The organism is Nocardia sp. NPDC005745 (genome assembly GCF_040630775.1).
Classification (GTDB): Bacteria; Actinomycetota; Actinomycetes; order Mycobacteriales; family Mycobacteriaceae; genus Nocardia.
In genome coordinates, this window is the sequence record NZ_JBEXYF010000024.1 from 96,634 (window position 1) to 111,988 (window position 15,355).

General features: G+C 69.6%; 14 protein-coding genes, 1 other RNA gene and 1 pseudogene. 8 read left to right on the forward strand and 8 right to left on the reverse strand.

Annotated elements, in window-relative coordinates; genetic code table 11:
* Window positions 1–37 precede the first annotated feature (37 nt).
* Window positions 38–685, reverse strand: a complete 648-nt coding sequence (locus ABZ420_RS24310; RefSeq protein ID WP_357126854.1) for a cysteine hydrolase — start codon at window positions 683–685, stop codon at window positions 38–40.
* A gap of 2 nt (window positions 686–687) precedes the next feature.
* Window positions 688–1,014 carry a hypothetical protein gene (locus tag ABZ420_RS24315; protein ID WP_043722338.1) on the reverse strand — a complete coding sequence of 109 codons (327 nt, stop codon included), beginning with the start codon at window positions 1,012–1,014 and terminating at the stop codon, window positions 688–690.
* Between the two features lie 106 nt (window positions 1,015–1,120).
* On the opposite strand from ABZ420_RS24315, the gene ABZ420_RS24320 reads away from it, so the two are divergent.
* Window positions 1,121–1,456, forward strand: a complete 336-nt coding sequence (locus ABZ420_RS24320) for a helix-turn-helix domain-containing protein (protein WP_357126820.1) — start codon at window positions 1,121–1,123, stop codon at window positions 1,454–1,456.
* 33 nt (window positions 1,457–1,489) lie between these two features.
* Here ABZ420_RS24320 and ABZ420_RS24325 read toward each other — a convergent pair whose 3' ends face one another.
* The 3 genes from ABZ420_RS24325 to ABZ420_RS24335 form a co-directional block, all read right to left on the reverse strand.
* Complete coding sequence (locus tag ABZ420_RS24325; protein WP_357126823.1) at window positions 1,490–4,552, reverse strand: bifunctional [glutamine synthetase] adenylyltransferase/[glutamine synthetase]-adenylyl-L-tyrosine phosphorylase; 3,063 nt, start codon at window positions 4,550–4,552, stop codon at window positions 1,490–1,492.
* A 57-nt stretch (window positions 4,553–4,609) separates the two neighbouring features.
* Entirely contained in the window at window positions 4,610–5,947 is a 1,338-nt protein-coding gene (locus ABZ420_RS24330; RefSeq protein ID WP_357126826.1) for a glutamine synthetase family protein, read from the reverse strand.
* A 165-nt stretch (window positions 5,948–6,112) separates the two neighbouring features.
* Window positions 6,113–7,657, reverse strand: coding sequence for an alpha/beta hydrolase (locus tag ABZ420_RS24335; RefSeq protein ID WP_357126829.1), 1,545 nt, complete (start codon window positions 7,655–7,657; stop codon window positions 6,113–6,115).
* Between the two features lie 182 nt (window positions 7,658–7,839).
* Here ABZ420_RS24335 and panB point away from each other — a divergent pair, with 182 nt between their 5' ends.
* The 6 genes and pseudogenes from panB to ABZ420_RS24365 all read left to right on the forward strand — a co-directional run bounded on the left by panB (window position 7,840) and on the right by ABZ420_RS24365 (window position 11,843).
* The gene (gene panB, locus ABZ420_RS24340) at window positions 7,840–8,697 is read left to right on the forward strand and encodes a 3-methyl-2-oxobutanoate hydroxymethyltransferase (RefSeq protein ID WP_357126856.1); all 858 of its coding nucleotides are present in this window, start codon (window positions 7,840–7,842) and stop codon (window positions 8,695–8,697) included.
* A gap of 58 nt (window positions 8,698–8,755) precedes the next feature.
* On the forward strand, window positions 8,756–8,974 hold the full coding sequence (locus ABZ420_RS24345; RefSeq protein ID WP_357126832.1) for a DUF2191 domain-containing protein: 219 nt from the start codon (window positions 8,756–8,758) through the stop codon (window positions 8,972–8,974).
* The gene (locus ABZ420_RS24350; RefSeq protein ID WP_357126835.1) at window positions 8,971–9,372 is read left to right on the forward strand and encodes a PIN domain nuclease; all 402 of its coding nucleotides are present in this window, start codon (window positions 8,971–8,973) and stop codon (window positions 9,370–9,372) included. Before ABZ420_RS24345 ends, ABZ420_RS24350 begins: the two co-directional genes overlap by 4 nt.
* Before the next feature lie 178 nt (window positions 9,373–9,550).
* Window positions 9,551–10,000 carry a hypothetical protein gene (locus ABZ420_RS24355; protein WP_040865762.1) on the forward strand — a complete coding sequence of 150 codons (450 nt, stop codon included), beginning with the start codon at window positions 9,551–9,553 and terminating at the stop codon, window positions 9,998–10,000.
* Window positions 10,001–10,013: 13 nt separating this feature from the next.
* A pseudogene (gene pip / locus ABZ420_RS24360) lies at window positions 10,014–10,961 on the forward strand (prolyl aminopeptidase); the annotation flags it as partial.
* 21 nt (window positions 10,962–10,982) lie between these two features.
* Window positions 10,983–11,843, forward strand: coding sequence for a CHAD domain-containing protein (locus ABZ420_RS24365; protein WP_357126859.1), 861 nt, complete (start codon window positions 10,983–10,985; stop codon window positions 11,841–11,843).
* A gap of 165 nt (window positions 11,844–12,008) precedes the next feature.
* Here the strand turns inward: ABZ420_RS24365 and ABZ420_RS24370 are convergent, their stop codons facing one another.
* Window positions 12,009–13,460 (reverse strand): RNB domain-containing ribonuclease, encoded by a 1,452-nt coding sequence (locus ABZ420_RS24370; RefSeq protein WP_357126838.1) that lies wholly within the window; start codon window positions 13,458–13,460, stop codon window positions 12,009–12,011.
* 15 nt (window positions 13,461–13,475) lie between these two features.
* Window positions 13,476–13,790: a hypothetical protein gene (locus ABZ420_RS24375; protein WP_245660131.1), complete on the reverse strand. Its 315-nt coding sequence runs from the start codon at window positions 13,788–13,790 to the stop codon at window positions 13,476–13,478.
* A gap of 453 nt (window positions 13,791–14,243) precedes the next feature.
* Between ABZ420_RS24375 and ABZ420_RS24380 the strand changes: the two genes are divergently transcribed.
* Complete coding sequence (locus ABZ420_RS24380; RefSeq protein ID WP_357126841.1) at window positions 14,244–14,639, forward strand: hypothetical protein; 396 nt, start codon at window positions 14,244–14,246, stop codon at window positions 14,637–14,639.
* A gap of 49 nt (window positions 14,640–14,688) precedes the next feature.
* On the opposite strand, the gene rnpB is transcribed toward ABZ420_RS24380, so the two are convergent.
* Window positions 14,689–15,104: RNase P RNA component class A (gene rnpB / locus ABZ420_RS24385), an RNA gene on the reverse strand.
* Window positions 15,105–15,355 lie beyond the last annotated feature (251 nt).

Sequence of the window (15,355 nt, forward strand, 5' to 3'; positions counted from 1 at the left end):
CCTGGACCGGTGGGCGGCGCGCAGCGGTTCGACGGCGTCAGCGGGAGGGCCGACTCATGGACTCGATGAGTACCGCGGTGTCCGTTGTGAGCGAGCCACCCGCGAATTGCAGTGTGGCAAACGATCTTTCGGCCGCTTCCCGATGCCCGGCACCGCACGCGTCGGTGACGACGATCGGCAGATAACCCAGATCGAGGCTGTGCCGGACGGTCGGCTCGATGCCGACCTCCATGGCGATGCCCGCCACGGCGTAGGTGTCGATGCCGCAGTCGCGCAGCGCGAAATCCAGCGGGGTCGCCGCGAACGCCGACATGGTGATCTTGTCGAATACCACCTCGTCCGGCCCGGGCGTCAGCTCGGGTACCAGCTGGAACTGCGCGGAGCCCTGCGGGAAGCTGGAGCGCAGCTCTCCGGGGTCGTCCACGCGCTGCCAGGACATGGCGGTGCGCAACTGGGCGACGCCCGAGGCCGCGACCGGCAGCGACATGTGCCGGGTGTAGAAGACGCGGAAACCGCCCGCCCGCGCGGCGTCGCGCAGTCGCACGCAGGCGCGCACGATCTTCTCGGCATCCGGGATCTGCCGCACGATGCCGACCTGCATGTCGTAGATGAGCAGCGCCATCCGCGCGGGATCGCAGGCCTCGGGTACGGTCCCCGGGATGCTCAGGCCGAAGGCGTGTCGCATGCTCACGCGGTCCGGTCGTAGGGCTCGGCGACGTCGACGGCCGGGTCCATCAGCGCCTCCAGCGGCAACGGCGCCTGCACCGGCACGAAGGTCCACTCCAGGTACCCGGCCTTGGTCAGCGGGAAGTCCGCGACGTACTTGCGCGCCTGCTCGACGCTGTCGACCTCGAAGACGATGACCACACCGGGCTCGTCGGCGCGGGCGTAGTTCTCCCGGACGATGCCCGCCTTCCACAGCCGCCACACATTGGCGACCTCCTCGGGCAGATAGGGGTTGATCGTCTCCAGTGTGACGCCGGGCTTGAATCGGTCGAAAACGATGACCTTCATAGAATTTCACTCCATGTCCGCGATGGTTCCTCTGAACGGCATCCATGGAATCGCGATGATTACAGTGTTACAAGAACGCACTTTTCAGTGAGTACCCGGAGGACATGTGCCCGACAAGCGCTACCACTGCGCCGTGGAGGTGACCGTCGACCTGATCGGCGGCAAGTGGAAGCCGGTGATCCTCGCCCACCTGAAAGAGGGCGTGCACCGCTACGGCGAGCTGCGCAGGCGGATGCCGACGACCAGCGAGAAGATGCTGGTCCAGCAGTTGCGCGAACTGGAATCCGACGGCCTGGTCCGGCGTACCGTCTTCGACACGGTGCCGCCGCAGGTCGAATACACCCTCACCGACGAAGGCCACACTCTCGTGCCCGTCCTCACCGCGCTCTACGACTGGGGCGAACAACGCGCGGCCCGCACCGGCCTCGCCCTCGGTTCGTGACACCGGACGAGTGAGAGCCCGCGCGGGAGCCGCTCACGCGCCGAAGACTCGTTCGACGACGGCTTTGGCGCGCCGGGTGACGCGCATGTAGTGATCGAGGAATTCGCTGCCGTCGTCGTTGGGCCACCCCGCGACGCGTGCGACGGCGGACAAAAGGCGGCCGGGCCCCGGAAGCTGATCGCTCGGCTTGCCGCGCACCAGCACCAAGGCGTTGCGGGCGTTGGTGGCGGTCAGCCACGCGTCGCGCAGCAGCGCCACGTCCTGCCCGTCCAGCAGGCCGGTCTGCTCGATCACGTCCAGCGCTTCCAGCGTGGAGGTGTTGTGCAGACCTGGCACCTCGTGGGCATGGCGCAGCTGCACGAGCTGGACCGTCCACTCGATGTCGGCCAGCCCCCCGCGTCCCAGCTTGGTGTGCGTGGCCGGATCGGCGCCGCGGGGCAGCCGCTCGGCATCCACCCTGGCCTTGATGCGCCGGATCTCGCGCACCGACTCGGCCGACACCCCGCCCGCCGGGTACCGCACCTTGTCGATGACGTGCAGGAATCGCAACCCGAGTTCCTCGGCACCGGCCACCTGGTTGGCGCGCAGCAGCGCCTGCACCTCCCAGGGCTGCGCCCACTGCTCGTAGTACGCGGCGTAGGCGGCCAGCGTGCGCACCAGCGCGCCGTTGCGTCCCTCCGGACGCAACCCTGCGTCCACGTGCAGCGGCGGGTCGGTGCTCGGCGCACCGAGCAGCTGCTGCACCCGGTCGGCCACCCCGATCGCCCATTTGACGGCCTTGGTCTCGTCCTCCCCGGGCCGCGGGTCACAGACGAACAGCACGTCCGCATCCGAGCCGTAGCCGAGTTCCATGCCGCCGAGCCTGCCCATACCGATCACCGCGATGTCGGCGGGCGCGGGCGCACCCCGCTCCGCCTCACTCGCCCGGATCACCGCGAGCAACGACGCCTCGAGCACCGCGACCCACACCGACGACAACGCCCGGCACACCTGCGGCACTTCGAGCATGCCGAGCAGATCGGCCGACGCCACCCGCGCGAGTTCGTGCCTGCGCAGCGAACGCGCCGCGGCTACCGCGCGTTTCGGGTCCTCGTAGCGCGCGGCGGCGGTGAGGATGCCGCGAGCCACCTCGTCGGGCTGCGGGCCGAGCAGCAGCGGACCGCCGGGCCCGTCGGCGTACATCCGGATCGTCTCGGGCGCGTTGATCAGCAGATCGGGCAGATACTCCGAGGAGCCGAGCACGATCATGAGCCGCTGCGCGATCGCGCCCTCGTCGCGTAGTTCGCGCAGGAACCAGATCTGATCGGCCAGCCCCTCCGATACGCGGCGGTAGGCCAGCAGGCCCGCATCGGGATTCGGTGTGTCGCCGAGCCATTCGAGCAGCGTCGGTAGCAACAGGGCTTGGATGCGGCCTTTGCGGGACACGCCGCCGGTCAGGGCCTTGAGGTGACCGAGGGCGTGTTCGGGCGCCGCGTAGCCGAGCGCGGCCAGCTGCCGGATGGCGGCCTCGGGACTCAGGCGCAGCGCGGCGGAGTCCAGTCGCGCCACCGATTCCAGCAGCGGCCGGTAGAACAGCTTGGCGTGTAATCGGCGGACGCGCACCGCGTTCCGGCGGATCTCGCTGTCCAGCACGCCCACCGCGTCCTGCCTGCCGTCGGGCCGGATGTGCGCGGCGCGGGCCAGCCAGCGCATACCCTCCTCGTCGTCGGCGGCGGGCAGCGTATGGGTGCGACGCAGCCGCTGGAGTTGCAGCCGGTGTTCCAGCAGCCGCAGGAATTCGTAGGACGCGGTGAGATTGGCCGCGTCGTCGCGGCCGACGTATCCGCCTGCGGCCAGCGCGCCGAGCGCCTCGACGGTGCCCTGCACGTGCAGTGTCTCGTCCACCCGCCCGTGCACCAATTGCAGTAGCTGCACGGCGAACTCGACGTCCCGGAGGCTGCCGCGCCCGAGCTTGAGTTCGCGTTCGCGCAGATCGGCGGGCACCAGATCTTCCACGCGGCGGCGCATCGCCTGGACGTCGGCGACGAAATCGGGGCGCTCCGACGCCGACCACACCATCGGCATCAGCGCGGCGCGGTATTGCTCGCCGAGCGCGAGATCACCCGTCGCCGGACGGTTCTTCAACAGCGCCTGGAACTCCCAGGTGCGGGCCCACCGCTTGTAGTAGGCGATGTGCGAATCCAGCGTTCGCACCAGGGCACCGGCTTTGCCCTCCGGCCGCAGCGCCGCGTCGACCTCGAAGAACGCCTGGCTCGCGACGCTCATCATCTCCGCGGCCAAGCGCGTGGCGGTGGCGTCGGCGGGCTCGGCGACGAACACCACGTCGACGTCGCTGACATAGTTCAGCTCGCGCGCGCCGCACTTGCCCATCGCGATCACGCCCAACCGCACCGGCACCGGCTCGTCCTTGCAGACCCGCGCCACCGCGACCGCCAGCGCCGCGGTCAGGGCGGCATCGGCCAGGTCGGTGAGATGACGGCCGACCACCTGGTAGGGCAACACGGGCTCGTTCTCCACCGTTGCCGCCAGATCCAGCGCGGCCAGCAGCATCAACTGGTCGCGGTACCGCTTGCGCAACGACGCCACCACGTCGGGTCCCGAGAGCCCGGCGCGAAACAGCAGCTCGCCCGCCTCCCGACCGCCACCCCCGATCGAGTCGCGCTGCGACGCCGTCTCGGCTGCGCGGGGCCCGTGCGCGGGCTCGGCCTCGACCACCCCGAGCAGGTCGGCGATCAGCTCGTCGCGATCGGGTAACTCCTTGCGGCGCAGGACCTCCCATGCCGACGGCGCCGCCACGAGATGATCGCCCAGCGCGCTGGACGAACCGAGCAGCGCGAACAGCCTGCCCCGCAGGGAGCTATCGGTGCGGATCGCCGAATCGATGGCGTCCCAGCCGTCGGCGATGCTCTCGCGCAACCGCATCAGCGTGCTCAACGCGAGGTCGGCGTCCGGCGCGCGGGACAGTGCCCAGAGCACGGGAATGCTCTCGACATTGTCCCAGCCCAATTCGCGCAGCGACGCGGCGGCGGACGGCTCGAGCAATCCGAGCCGGCCGACACCGGGGACGGCGGAGCGCGCAGACGGGGGCCGGACCATGGTTCTCAAATTACATGGCCGCGACCGGGGGCACGCCGCCCCCGGACATCACCCGGATCACAACCCCAGGTATTCCTTGAGCTCGAACGGCGTGACCTGGCTGCGGTAATCCGCCCACTCCCGGCGCTTGTTGCGCAGGAAGAAGTCGAACACGTGCTCGCCGAGGGTCTCGGCGACCAGTTCGGAGCGCTCCATCGCCTGCAGCGCCTCGTCCAGCGTGCCCGGCAGCTCGCGGAAGCCCATCGCGCGACGCTCCGCGACGGTCAGCGCGAACACGTCGTCCTCCGCCTCCGGCGGCAACGTGTAGCCCTTCTCGATGCCCCGCAAACCGGCCGCGAGCAGCACGGCGAAGGTCAGGTAAGGGTTGCACGCGGAATCGGGGCTGCGGATCTCGACGCGGCGCGAGGACGACTTGTTCGGCGTGTACATCGGCACGCGCACCAGGGCCGAGCGGTTGGACCGGCCCCACGAGGCGGCGGTGGGAGCCTCGCCGCCGTGAATGAGACGCTTGTAGGAGTTCACCCACTGATTGGTGACCGCGCTGATCTCCGAGGCGTGCTCGAGGATGCCCGCGATGAACGCGCGCGCCGTCTCCGACAGGTTCTGCGGGTCGTCGGGGTCGTGGAAGGCGTTGGTCTCGCCCTCGAACAGGCTCATGTGCGTGTGCATCGCCGAGCCCGGGTATTCGGCGAACGGCTTGGGCATGAAGGTCGCGCGCACGCCCTCGTCGATGGCCACTTCCTTGATCAGGTAGCGGAAAGTCATCACGTTGTCGGCCATGGACAGCGCGTCGGCGTAGCGCAGGTCGATCTCCTGCTGGCCGGGAGCGCCCTCGTGGTGGCTGAACTCCACGGAGATGCCCATGGACTCCAGCGCGTCGATGGCGTGGCGGCGGAAGTTCGGCGCCGAATCGTGCACGGCCTGGTCGAAGAAGCCGCCGCTGTCGGCGGGCACCGGCGCACCGCCGTGCGGACCGTTCTCCAGCAGGAAGAACTCGATCTCGGGGTGCACGTAGCAGCTGAAGCCGACGTCGCCCGCCTTGTTCAGCTGGCGGCGCAGCACGTGGCGCGGGTCGGCCCAGGACGGCGAGCCGTCGGGCATGGTGATGTCGCAGAACATGCGCGCGGAGTGCTGGTGGCCTTTGCTGGTGGCCCACGGCAGCACCTGGAAGGTCGACGGATCGGGCCGGGCGACCATGTCGGCCTCGGAGACCCGGGCGAAGCCCTCGATGGCCGAGCCGTCGAAGCCGATACCCTCTTCGAACGCGCCTTCCAGTTCGGCGGGCGCGATCGCGACGGACTTCAGGTAGCCCAAGACGTCGGTGAACCAGAGACGTACGAAGCGGATGTCCCGCTCTTCGAGCGTCCGCAGCACGAATTCCTTCTGGCGATCCATGCCCGCGAGCGTAAGCATCCGGCGTTAAATCTGTGTTACATACACGCTTAAGATTGCTGACCTGGATGTTTTCGGAAGACTCCGCACAGCCGGATCGTCCCGTTTGTGAGTTTTTTCCGGACCGGGCCGAACGATGTCACCGACCAGCAACCGCGCCCGCCCGGCTCAGCAGGTGAGACCGGGAGCGGGTTCGGTCAGGTCGACCAGATAGGCGATGACCGCGTCGTCCACGCACGGCACGCCGCCGGCCAGCGCCACCGTGTGCCGGTTGCCCTGGTAGGTGATCAGCGCGGCGCCCAGCTGCCCGGCCAGGTCGACCCCGGCCTGGTACGGCGTCGCCGGATCCTCGGTCGTCGAGACCACCACCGTCTTCGGCAGTCCGGGCACGGAGATGCGGTGCGGTTCACTCGTGTTCGGCACCGGCCAGGCGGTGCACAACTCCAGCGGCGCGGCGCCGGTGGCGTGCCCGTCGTCCAGGAACGGGGCCGCTTTGCGGTATTGCGCGTCCTGGCGTCCGGTCACCTCGCGATCGGTGACGCGCGGATCGTCCACGCAGCGAATCGCGTTGAACGCGTCGGTGGTGTTGGCGTAACTGCCGTCGTCGCGGCGGCCGTCGTAGAGGTCGGCCAGCGCCAGCAACGTATCGCCGCGCCCGTCGCGCAACTCCGACAGTCCCAGCGTGAGCACCTTCCACAACTCGTCGGTGTAGAGCGCCTGGCGCACGCCGGTGAGCGCGTCACCGTAGGTCAAGCCGCGCGGATCGGTGGTCTGCGCGGGCTTCTCCCACAGCGGATTCACCAGCGCGCGGAACCGCGGCACCGCCTGCGCCGGATCGGCGCCCAGCGGGCAGTCCGGCTGCTGCGCGCAGTCCGCGGCGTAGGCGTCGAACACCTTCTGGAAGCCCGCCGCCTGCCGCAGCGACTCCTGAACCGGGTCCTGGGAGGAGTCGATGGCGCCGTCCAGCACCATCGCGCGCACCCGATCGGGGAACTTCTCCGCGTAGGCCGAACCGATCTTGGTGCCGTAGGAGTACCCCACGTAGGTCAGCTTCGCGTCGCCCAGCGCGGCGCGCATGACGTCGAGGTCCTGGACGACCTCGCGGGTGCCGACATGGGCGAGGAAGTCCTTTCCGGTGCGTTCGGCGCAACGGTCGGCGTACCGGCGGTTGTCGGCCTCCGCGTCGGCGATACCGGACGGGGTGTAGTCCTCCTCCGGCTCGGCGCGCTCGGCGTCCTGCTCCTGCGGCGTCTGGCAGACGATCACGGGTGTGGAGGAGCCGACACCGCGCGGGTCGAAGCCGATCCGGTCGAAGCGCTCGGCCAACTCCGTCTTGTTCCCCAGCGACGACAGGCCGAGGCCGGACTCCCCCGGCCCGCCCGGGTTCATCACCAGCGAACCGACCCGCCGCCCGGTCGCCCGGATCCGGGAAACCGCGATCTGCGCGGTCGGTCCGTCGGGCGCCGCGTAGTCCACCGGCACGGTGACCCGCGCGCACTCGGTGCTCGGCGGGAGCCGGTCGTCGGGTCCGCCGAATCCGGTGCAGTCGCCCCACTGCGCCGTCTGCCCGTAGAACTTCTCCAGGCCGGTGGGCGGCGCCGTCGTCGGCTGCCCCGATTCGGTGCGGGTGACGGCGCACCCCGACATCAGGACAGCGACCGAGGCCAGCACCGCCATCGGGAACGCACCGCGCCCACTTCGCACCGTCGACATGCCCTCGATATTGCCATCGAGCCACCGCGGGCACCGCCCCGGGCGAACCCAACCCGCGCTGTGACCAATTGCACCGGTCATCGGCCTTAATCCGCCTCGGTGGCGAGTGGCACACTGATTCTCGTCAGACAATCCCGGGGACCCGGACGGGCCCCGAGGCGACACAGACGAAAGGGACGATGATGTCCGTATCCGATTCGGAAACCCCTGCCTACGGTGCAGTGCCCGGCAAGACCGAGAAGGTCGTGCGCAAGACTCGGGTGCACCACTTGCAGCAGATGAAAGCCGACGGCGAACGCTGGGCGATGCTGACCGCCTACGACTATTCCTCGGCGCGACTGTTCGAAGAAGCAGGCATTCCCGTGCTGCTGGTGGGCGACTCCGCGGCCAATGTCGTGTACGGCTACGACACCACCGTGCCGATCACCGTGGACGAACTCATCCCGCTGGTGCGCGGCGTGGTGCGCGGCGCGCCGCACGCCCTGGTGGTGGCCGACCTGCCGTTCGGCACCTACGAGTCCTCCCCGCAGCAGGCGCTGGCCACCGCGACCCGGTTCATGAAGGAGGGCGGGGCGCACGCGGTGAAGCTGGAAGGCGGCGAGCGCGTGGCCGAGCAGATCGCGCTCATCACCGCGGCGGGCATCCCGGTCATGGCGCACATCGGCTTCACCCCGCAGAGCGTGAACACGCTGGGCGGATTCCGGGTGCAGGGCCGCGGCGACGGCGCCGAGCAACTGATTGCCGACGCCATCGCGGTTCAGGAGGCGGGCGCGTTCTCCGTCGTCATGGAGATGGTCCCGGCCGAGCTGGCGGGGCAGGTCACCCGCAAACTGACCATTCCCACCGTCGGCATCGGCGCGGGCGCGGACACCGACGCGCAGGTGCTGGTCTGGCAGGACATGGCCGGCTACACCAGCGGCAAGACCGCGAAATTCGTCAAGCGCTTCGGCAACGTCGGTGACGAATTGCGCGCCGCCGCCGCGGCCTACGCCGACGAAGTGCGCCGGGGCAGCTTCCCCGGGCCGGAACACAGCTTCTGACACCGTGCCCTCCCTTGATATACTGTTGTATATCTGTATATCAAGGGAGGTGCGGAGTATGTCGCGGACCGTAGTCGATCTCGATGATGCCGCGCTGGAGTTCGCGCAGCAGCAGCTGGGCACGCGAACCAAGCGTGACACGATCAACCGGGCATTGGCCATCGCAGCGGGGTTGTCCGCGGATGATCGCGCCCGCGGCTTGGCCTGGCTGCAGGCCAATGTCGAAGAAATCCTCGACTTCGACGTGCTGGCGGGCGAGGAGCGGTCCCGGCGTTGACCTACCTCGCCGACACCTCGGCCGTGTGGCGGCTGCTCCGCGGCCAGGTGCACGACCCATGGCCACGCCAGGTGGCGCAGGGACTCGTCGCGATCTGCCCGCCGGTCGAAGCCGAACTCATGGTTTCCGTTCGGTCGGGCAAGGATTTCGAACCGTTCTTTGCGGTTCTCGGACGCACCTTCGGCTGGTACCCCGCACTCGACGATCCTTGGCGTCAAGTCTTGGCGGTGCAGCGTGATCTGATCCGAATCGGCCATCATCGCGGGCCGTCGCCGATGGACATCGTCATCGCTCTCACCGCGCTCGAGCACCGCCTGACGCTCCTTCACGCGGACGCCGACTACGACTCCATCGCGAAGGTACGACCGGAGCTTCCGATGATCCGTGTCGATCGATAGACCCGACGGCACGGGGAATTCCGGGGCGTAGCAGTGCCGTATGTGCCGCAAGATCTGCTCGGCGAGCCACATCGGCGTCCGCGCTGACCTATTCCCACCGAAAACGGCCGGTTCGGGCCGGTCGCCGAAATCAATGGCAGACTCGATGCCGACATTACCGACACGACCAGAGGTACCCATGCCGTACAGCCGTTGGATTTCACGCAGCACCCTGCTGGTGGCGGGCGTATTCGCCGCCGGGGCGTTGACCGCTTGCGGCAGCGACTCGGACCCGGCCCCCACCGGCAGCTCGAGTTCGACCACGGTGTCGGCCACCGGCGCGCCGGGCACGACCTCCGGCCGCGTCACGCCGACGGCCCCGGAGATCTCCGACGCGGCCGCGGCCCAGCTGTGCGACATGATCCGGCCGGAGCTGTCCAACTGGCGAATCCAGGGCGGCACCCTGGGCAAGATCGGGCTGAACGCCCTGGTGCACGAGTGGGCGCTGCGCAACGGCGGCATCAACGGGGCGGTGCTGGCCGACAAGCCGATCGTCGACCGCCTCACCACCAAGAGCTGCCCGGACGTGCGTCAGCAGGCCGTGGAGGCACTCGGCATCCCGGATCTGGCCTCCGGTCTGGCGTTCTGAGCCGGGCGGTCGGATGCGCACCCGCTATCCCGCGATCGAGCCGTACGACTCCGGCATGCTGGCGGTCGGCGACGGCCAGTCGGTCTACTGGGAAGTCAGCGGCAACCCGGAGGGCAAGCCGGTGGTGTTCCTGCACGGCGGACCGGGCGGCGGGACCGCGCCGTTCCATCGGCAGTTCTTCGATCCGGCCGCCTATCGGATCGTGCTGTTCGACCAGCGCGGGTGCGGCCGATCCACCCCGCACCTGGCCGACGGCGCGAGTCTGGAGTACAACACCACCGGACATCTGATCTCCGATATCGAGGCGTTGCGCGAACATCTCGGCATCGATCGCTGGCAGGTGTTCGGCGGCTCGTGGGGGTCCACCCTCGCGCTGGCCTACGCGCAGCGGCATCCCGCCCGCGTCACCGAAATGGTGCTGCGCGGGATCTTCCTTCTGCGGCGCAAGGAAATCGACTGGTACTACAACGGCGCCGCCGGCTACGTCTATCCGGACGAGTGGGAGAAGTTCCTCGCGCCGGTGCCCGAGGACGAACGCGACGGGGACTTGGTCGAGGTCTACCACCGCCTGCTGCACGCACCCGACGAGCAGCTCGCCCGCACGGCCGCGATCGCCTGGTCCAGCTGGGAAGGCGCGACGAGTTCGTTGCTGCCGCATCCCGATCGGGTGGCCGAGACGTCCGATCCACGATTCGCCCTCGCGTTCGCGCGCATCGAGAACCACTACTTCCGTAACGGCGGATTCCTCGACGAGGGTCAGCTGCTGCGCGATATCGGCGCCATCACCCACATTCCCACCGTGATCGTGCAGGGCCGTCACGACATCGTCTGCCCGGCGGTCAGCGCGTGGGATCTGCATCGCGCCTGGCCCGGCTCGGTCCTGCACATCGTCGACGACGCCGGGCACGCGGCGAGCGAACCAGGCATCACCCATCACCTGATCGAAGCGACCGACCGATTCGCGAAAGCAGAGGTCCGCCCGGTGGTCACGGCCGGGAACGCACTGGTCGCCGCGTTGCGCGAGGACATCGACCGGCTCTTGGCCGCCGAGCCCGAGGTCCGCGCCGACGCACCGGATTCGGTCCATCAGATGCGGGTGGCCACCCGCAGGCTGCGCAGCGTGCTGCGGTCCTACGGCCGACTGCTCACGAAGAAACCCGCCGCGGCGATGGGCGCGGAACTCAAGTGGCTGGCCGGATTGCTCGGCGCGGCGCGAGACGCGGAGGTGCGCGCCGACCGGTTCGCCGAACTGCTCACCGAGCATGCCGAGCGGGCCGGCCTCGACGCCGTCACCGAGCGTCTGGTCGACACCGAGCGCGATCGCTATCGCGCGGCGCACGACGAGGTGCTGGCCGCACTGGACGGCGCGCGCTACCGCGAGCTGCGCGACGAACTGTCCAGCTGGCGCACCGATCCGCCGCTGCGCCACTCCCGCGCCGCGGCGTCCGCGACGGACGTCTTCGGAGAGGTGCTGCGGCGCGACCTCGACCGGGTGCAGTCTCTGGTGCGCGCCGAGGCCACCGTCGACCCGCTGCACCGGGTGGAGTTGCTGCACGACATCCGCAAGAGCGCCAAGCGGCTGCGATACGCGTGCGAGGCGGCGGAGCAGGTGATCGGAGACGAGGCCGCCGAGCGCGGCAGCCGCGCGAAGAAGCTCCAGACCGTGCTCGGCGATCACCGGGACGCGGTGGAGTCGCACGCGGCGATCCTGCACCGCGCAGCCGAGGCCGCCGCCGCGGGCGAGGACGCCGGGCTCTACGAGATCCTCGCCGCCGCGGAGGACGCGGCGGCAGGTCGCGAACTGAGCCGCTACCCGGCTACCGCCGCCACGCTGTTCGAGTGAGTCGGACTCGCGACGCACGCCACACGAAGCCGGTCGCGGCAAGCCCTGAACCGAACACCTCTTCGGTGGCCGGGCTCGACCACCGGGGCCTCCCGGTCGGTGCGCCGTAGTCGGCTCGGACTGCCCGCCCCTCGAGGCGGCGCGGCTGCTGTCGGCCGTACCCCTTCACGCCGGGTACTCGAACGACACTTTCCGCTCCACCGGGTCGGCCGACAGCAGCCGCACCCGCACCGTCTTGCCTTCCGGCGGATTCCCCACGCACGGACCGAGCACCGGCGGGTCGGGAACGAAGACCACGGCGGGCCGGTTGCCGTTGGCCTCGCGCACCACCACGGCGTCGAACTCCGCGCCGGTCCGCGGCGCCAGCAGGGTCGACTCGGTCAGGTCGATACAGGCCCGTTCGAGCTTGCCCGCGACGTTGTCGCTGCGCCGCATGGCGTCGGCCGCGCCCGCCAGACCCTCGCGCACCCAGCGCGGCACCTCGGTTCCCGCGCACCTGGCCAGGCAGATCTCGGTCGCGAACCGGTCCGACAACCGCCGCAGCGGGGCGGTGACATGCGCGTACGGGGCGCCGATCGCACTGTGCCGCAGATTCTCCGGCGCGGGCGGCTCCCCTGTCACCCCGTCGACCACGGTGTAGGAAGCGCCGCGCAGCAGCGTTGTCGCCTCGGACATGAGTACCAGCGCCGCGGGTGTGCCGGTATCCAGCCCGGCCAGCATCCGCCCGACCGATTCGCCGTCGGACCACGCCACGCCCAGCGCCTGCGCGGTCCGGCGCATCGAATCGATCGCGGACTCCGACGGTGGCGGCATGGTGCGCAGCAGCGCGACCCGCTCCCTGGCGGGCGCGTCCGCGTCCAGCATGATCCGCGCCGCGCACATGCCCGTCAGCAGCGAGACCTGTTCGTTCCAGTCGTCGGCGGCGGTGCGCGGTTCCACCACCAGCCGCCAGTGCCCGTCGGCGTGCTCGTCCTCGACCACGGCTTGCGCGGGCAACCGCAGCCCGATCGCGCCGCGCGCCAGCCCCGCCTCGATGCGCCGCGTGCCGAATTCCGGCAGGGCCGCGATGGAGGGGTGCAGCCGACCGGCCTCGGCGTCGGCCTGCACGCGGAAGTAGTCGAACCGGGCCCGCGAGCGCACCAGGGCACGGACCACCGAGAACCGCACCGGTTCGGCCTGCTCGTCGAGTTCGACGGTCCACAGCGCGGCCGGGCGCGTCCGCTCGGGAAGCAGGCTCGCGGAGCCTTCCGACAAGGCGGGCGGGTGCAGCGGCACGGTGCCGTCGGGAAGATAGAAGGTCTGTCCCCTGGCGCCGGACTCTTCGGCCAGCGCGCCGTCGGGGGTGATCACGGCGCCTACATCGGCGATGGCGTAATGCACGATGAAGCCGCCGGAGGTGCGTTCGACGTGCAGGGCCTGATCCAGATCCATGGCCCCGGGCGGGTCGATCGTCACGAACGGGATGTCCGTGCGATCGACCCGGATGCCCGCGAACGCGTCCACCGCGTCGCGGGCTTCCGCGCTGGCCTCGGCGGGGTACGCCGAGGCCAAGCCGAACTCCGAACGTATGGCGCCGAAATCGACCGGCGCCGATACGATCCGCGGGTGGAGTTCCACGCTGAGGCGCCGGTCCTACTGGAGCGCCAGCATGGTGCCGTTCAACTGATCGAACGGACCGTAGACGGTGAAGGTGACCCGGCCACCGGGCACCGAGGACGAGACCCCGGCCGCGGCGTCCAGCGCCTCGCCGAAGGAGGCGGCGGACGGATGCGGCAACCCGGCGAGAGCCAGGCCGACGTGATTCTGGTGCACCCACACCGTGTCGGCGGGGCTCAGGTCGACCTGAACCCCACCTTGCAGCGGGGTCACCGCGACGGCGCTGGCGGAACCCGCACCCAGCACCGCGAAAACCGAAGCGGCGCCTGCGACCAATGCGCCTGCGACCATGGAGCGAACTACTCGCATATGTGTTGAGACCTGCTTTCCCGCGATCGAAGTATGAATGGCCCGGTGCTGCCCTGCGCCGGGCCTTGCCAACGGCGACTACTTTATGACGTCGATCACGATCAGGGCCAGTTCCGCACGAATCGGGCAGCGGAAATTCTCGCCCCGAGACACGAGCGCGCCCGCGCTGCTAACGTGGCCCGCCGTGACGGGCGTCGGGTTCGCCCGCGCCTTCGAAATGTCCCGCACGTCGACAATTTGGGAGCTCCATACCTATGTCATCGATTTTGTTCGACTACCTGTTGCCTCTGCTCGGCCCGGAGCAGGCCGCCTATTGGGCGCAGGTTTTCGTGATCAACCCGATCTGACCGCGCGTTTCTTTTCTCCCACTACTCGTCGCCTCCCGTTCACCTGACGGGAGGCGACGGTCGTCGCAGGCCGCTAGCATGCCGCTGCGTGACCAGAACTACCGCCGCGCTCGCGGCCAGAACCACGGCCGCGTTCGCGGCAGGCGCCACCCTCTTCGCCCTGCTCCTCACCGGTTGCGGGGACGACAAGACCGACGATGCCGGCTCGCAGGCCACCACCACGGCGACGCAGGCCGCCGCGCAGGTCGACAGTGTGAAGGCGGGCGCGTTCCTCGTCAGCTTCCGCGGCGCGTTCCCCAAGCTGTCCGAAGGCAAGGACGACGCGAAGATCGTGAGCATCCTGACCGAGACATGCGGGGACATCAAAGCCGGTAAATCGGAGGACGACGTCGTCGCGAACATCACCAAGCGCGCGGGCGGCGCCACCCGGCCCAGCTCCGAAGAGGCCAAGGCGATCTATCAAATGGCCAAACTCATGTGCTGACCCTGCTCTGCGCAGGCGTGCTTCGCACGTGCGAAGCACGCCCGGCGGGCGGACGAGCTGGTCTGTAAGCCGGATCCTGTCCCCGGCCCTGGGGCCGGGAGGCGACCATCCATCTGGGCACTCCGTCGCCGGGTACCTCGAGCGGTCCACCCGCAGGCTCGGGCGAGCAGCCCTCGAGCGCCTGCGCAGCCGCACCGCGAACGGTGCGACCTTCGACCTTGCTCCGGGCGGGGTTTACCAAGCCGCCCCGGTCACCCGGGGCGCTGGTGCGCTCTTACCGCACCGTTTCACCCTCACCGCACGGCCCGAAGGCCGTGGGCGGTCTGTTTTCTGTGGCACTTTCCCGCGGGTCACCCCGGGTTGCCGTTAGCAACCGCCCTGCTCTGTGGAGTCCGGACTTTCCTCGGCGCCGGGCGGCGGCACAACCGTGCCCGTTCCCAGCGCCGCGGCCGCCCGACCAACTCGTCCGCCGTCCCAGGATACTGGGTACGGTTGGTGGCCATGGAACGTGTCGAGGTCGGCTTCCCATCCGGAAGCGAACAGTGCGCGGCGTGGCTATATCGCCCGGACGGCGCACCCAAACCCCGCCCGCTAGGGCCTGTATCGAAGTGAGTTGAGGGGTGGCACCGCTTTGCGGTGTTCGCGGATGTGACCTGCTACGGCACCGAGCGGCACGGAACATGCCGACCAGTCGCCGCGCCACGAAATCGAGGGAA